The 3,397-nt window shown below is 36.5% G+C and carries 4 protein-coding genes; 1 reads left to right on the forward strand and 3 read right to left on the reverse strand.

Annotated features, from left to right (window positions below; genetic code table 11):
- Nucleotides 1-601, reverse strand: a 601-nt coding sequence (locus CLV95_RS18415; protein ID WP_107695064.1) for a DUF1176 domain-containing protein, incomplete at its 3' end; no start/stop codon positions are given.
- Nucleotides 602-662: 61 nt separating this feature from the next.
- Nucleotides 663-914, reverse strand: coding sequence for a hypothetical protein (locus CLV95_RS18420; RefSeq protein WP_002731680.1), 252 nt, complete (start codon nt 912-914; stop codon nt 663-665).
- Nucleotides 915-1,508: 594 nt separating this feature from the next.
- Between CLV95_RS18420 and CLV95_RS20205 the strand changes: the two genes are divergently transcribed.
- A complete protein-coding gene (locus tag CLV95_RS20205) occupies nt 1,509-1,730 on the forward strand; it encodes a hypothetical protein (protein ID WP_080592174.1) in 222 nt (73 codons plus the stop codon).
- A 193-nt stretch (nt 1,731-1,923) separates the two neighbouring features.
- Here the strand turns inward: CLV95_RS20205 and CLV95_RS18440 are convergent, their stop codons facing one another.
- Nucleotides 1,924-2,907, reverse strand: coding sequence for an LA_2444/LA_4059 family outer membrane protein (locus CLV95_RS18440; protein ID WP_002731676.1), 984 nt, complete (start codon nt 2,905-2,907; stop codon nt 1,924-1,926).
- Nucleotides 2,908-3,397: the final 490 nt, after the last annotated feature.

The following is a 3,397-nucleotide window of genomic DNA, read 5'->3' on the forward strand; positions in this document are numbered from 1 at the left end:
AATCACCCATTCCTCTGTATTTTATAAAGGATACAAATTCCTTGGTCTCTGGTTTAAAAAACCTTACGATGCTTTCACTTTTAAAACTTTCCCTAAGAACAAATCCGTTTTTCTTTTCAAAGTTAAAGGCCGGAAATGTTAAAATTTGAGCTTTTGCAGGAATAGATCTTTCATCGTATATAAAATAAACGTTATACCGATTGTAAGTCGCAGATGAACATAATAACTCTCCTAAAAATTTACCTTCGGAAAGTAGAAAAAATTGAATTGGTGAATGGGCTAGAAAATCTGCATATCGGTGATAACTGATAAGACCATTTTCACTTAATGCAAGTTCGTTGTATTCGCAGTCTTTCGGAAGTTGCGTCCGTAATTGATCCAAAACATCCGCACAAATCAATTCCGGATGTTTATTTCTTTCTTCTGGAATATGAGCAATAAAATCACAGTCTTTTGGCCAATGAATAGAAGTTCTTTTAAATCCGGATTTTTGAGTAATCCATTCTTTTTCACTGAAAAAAATTTTAACTCCCAAAAAAATTGAAATCGCACAACAAAGAAAAATCAAAATAAATCGTTTAGACTTTAAAATACAATACACTTTAGATTTTTCCTAAAATTAATGTGACTTCGACTTAACAAATGCGAAAGCGATACTTATGCTACGATCCATAAATTTGTATGATTCTTGAATATAAGGTGGTTCCGAATATGATATTCTTGAATCTTGTCTGAATTCCGACAAATCCTCCGTGAAACATGCGCCCCACCCGCGTTTGTGTATATCCTGGAACATAGATTAAACTCTTCGTAATACAATGCCTCTGATTCTTCCAATAAAAACAATCGTCGATTACTTTTCTAGTCTCGAAATGATTCGGATAGAAAATTTCAGGAATCCGGTTTGGAAACATTTGAGTTGAGAGTTCGTAAAACTGGGAAGGAGTTTTCTGACCCAAAGCCTAGTGAGGACCATTCGAAAATTGTATTCAGTTCGGAAACGACCGAAGGATTTCTGCTGTTGTTTCATCGAGGAACGAATCAAATACACCACTTCCGCTTTTAAAGTTCAGTACATTCTTTCATGTCGCCCGTTCTCCTGAGATTTTCCGGGACGGATTCTTTCGGGAAGAATTCCTAACTTAATCCCCACCAGATAAAAAGTAAAAAGATGCCCAAACCTTCGGCAAGCGGAACACCATTATCCGTTCTGATCGTGTTCGGCAAGCCGTATTCTCGAAAACATGTTTCAAATTCTTTCTTGTATCGTAGGTTTTGGTTCTGGAAAGTCCTTTGTAGAAAAGTAAAAATCGACTGTAGACGTCCAAAATTATAAGAGGGTAGCACCCCTTCAGTCTGAAACTGCTTTTGAAATTCGTGCACCAATCGCATTCAAATGATCATATTCTCGAAACGGTGCGGGAACATTCTTTGCCGCTTCTTCTTACGCGCTTTTACCCAATCCTCTTTTTTGAAAAATCGTTTCGATCGTGCTCACAGCAGGCCAAATGATTTCGGAACTATCTTTTGCGAATACGACAAGCAGTTTCTTCGGTTCCCAAGTCGAATGTCGTTTTCGAAGTGCAAGGATCATTCTCTCTTCCACAGAGCTCACTAAGAACCGGTCCCAAAACCTGAAGAAAAATATCTCTAAACGATCCGGCAAGTTTTTAAAAAACGTGAGAGTTCCCACAGAAACCGTCGTATTGAAGGTTTTTCCTGTCGTTTAAGATTGTAATAGCTCCTACATTCCTAAGGTTTTGAGACCGGCTTTTAGTTGAGTGTTATCTTGTCCCCGGTTTGTATCTCCTTCTTGGTCTTTGAAAAATGACGGTTCTCCTCCAATTTCTACTCGGTGGATCAAGTTATTTTTCAACGGGGTTGTTTGTCGGAACAAATAAAAGAAAATGATCGCTTTTTATTCTAAAAACCAACAGCGGCTCCAAAGTAAAATCCCTGCAAAATATCGTGATTTCCCGAACGAATGGGGCGAATCATAAAAGGAACGTTATTTGTCTGTGTTTGAATCGGAGAGATTTGAACATTTCCCAATGTAAAATCGATTTGATTGAATCCAAGATACGAGAAATAAGAATAGATATAGTTATAACCAGCGTAAAATTTTACTGTTTCAAAAATTTTATAACTTAAAGAAAAATCGATCTCGTAACCTCGGTAGATTCCTTTAACTCCGGCGTTTCCGTTCGAAACCACGATCGAATCCGGCATGATCATCCTGTCCTTATAAAAACGATTGCCTTCTGTATAAAAAAAATCCAGACCTAGATGTATAGAAATTTCTTTCCAAAGTTTGTATTCCGTATTCAACACAATCTGTGGACCGTATGTGTAGAAATATTCCTGATAACTCCCTTCTTTAAGAAAGTATCCGTACTTATATTTATTAATATTTCGGATTCCGGCGCCAGCGAAAACTTTCCAGTCCTCATCCCAGTTTAGAATTTTATAAAAATTGAATTCCGCTTCAGACCGAAGCATGGGATTAAAGTAATGTCTTCGGACCTGATCCCCAGCCTGAGTAAAATTCGTATTCGCATTTGCTAATTCGATTTCATATACGGAGATCTCGATTCTAAACTCTTTCTCCAAATTATCGTATCGAAATGCAAGCGGAACCAAAACCTTCTGATTTTGTTTTACAGAATCCGTTTTGTTCGAACTTTCCAAAGAGGAATGCTCCGAAAAGGAGGTATAATCGTAAGGAGTCCATTGGTAAGTCTGACGTTTAACCCGGAGTTCAAAAAAAGACTTTTTTTTTCCTCCTTCTTGATTTTCCTCTTTCTGCTGTGAATACGTCGGATCCGCTTGCAGAGAATAGATATAAAGAAAAATCCAAATTCCAAAATAACGTTTTCGAAAAAGGAAATAAATCAAATTCTCTCTCATCTTTTTTCCTCACTGTTTGACTTCTTCGGGAAAAGCTGTAGACCGGTTACGAGAAAGATCTAACATTAACAATTTTTTGAGGATTTTGGAAATCATTTATTGAATTTGTATAGGTACCCGGCTCCGCTTATAATTTTTCATAAAAGAAACAACTAAAAAAATTATAATTTCTTGAAAGCGAATTGGATAAGCCAGAAACTAAAAACTCCGCCTATATTCATGTTTGAGTCTCTACAATAACTTTTTCCAACCTGTGTGATCCCCGTAAAAAACGTATTTTCGAATCCTTTTGGATTCGAAAATACAACAATTCAAAATCTCTTTACATTAGAATTTTAAAAAGAAAAGAAATTTTGAAAATCACAAAGAAGGAATTGATCTCGTTCTATTCGTCCTTAGATTAAGGTGAGTTCGGTGTAAGAAGATTCATTTTTCTGAAAGAATTCGGGATCTGAACTTTATAGATGGATTCCTAAAGTGGGGGAACTAC

Source organism: Leptospira borgpetersenii serovar Javanica (assembly GCF_003046425.1).
GTDB classification, from domain to species: domain Bacteria; phylum Spirochaetota; class Leptospiria; order Leptospirales; family Leptospiraceae; genus Leptospira; species Leptospira borgpetersenii.

Coding starts and splice junctions, on each gene's coding strand:
- CLV95_RS20205 (WP_080592174.1), top strand. CDS start 1,509: ATGATTTCGGAACTATCTTTTGCGAATACGACAAGCAGTTTCTTCGGT.
- CLV95_RS18440 (WP_002731676.1), bottom strand. CDS start 2,907: ATGAGAGAGAATTTGATTTATTTCCTTTTTCGAAAACGTTATTTTGGA.
- CLV95_RS18420 (WP_002731680.1), bottom strand. CDS start 914: ATGTTTCCAAACCGGATTCCTGAAATTTTCTATCCGAATCATTTCGAG.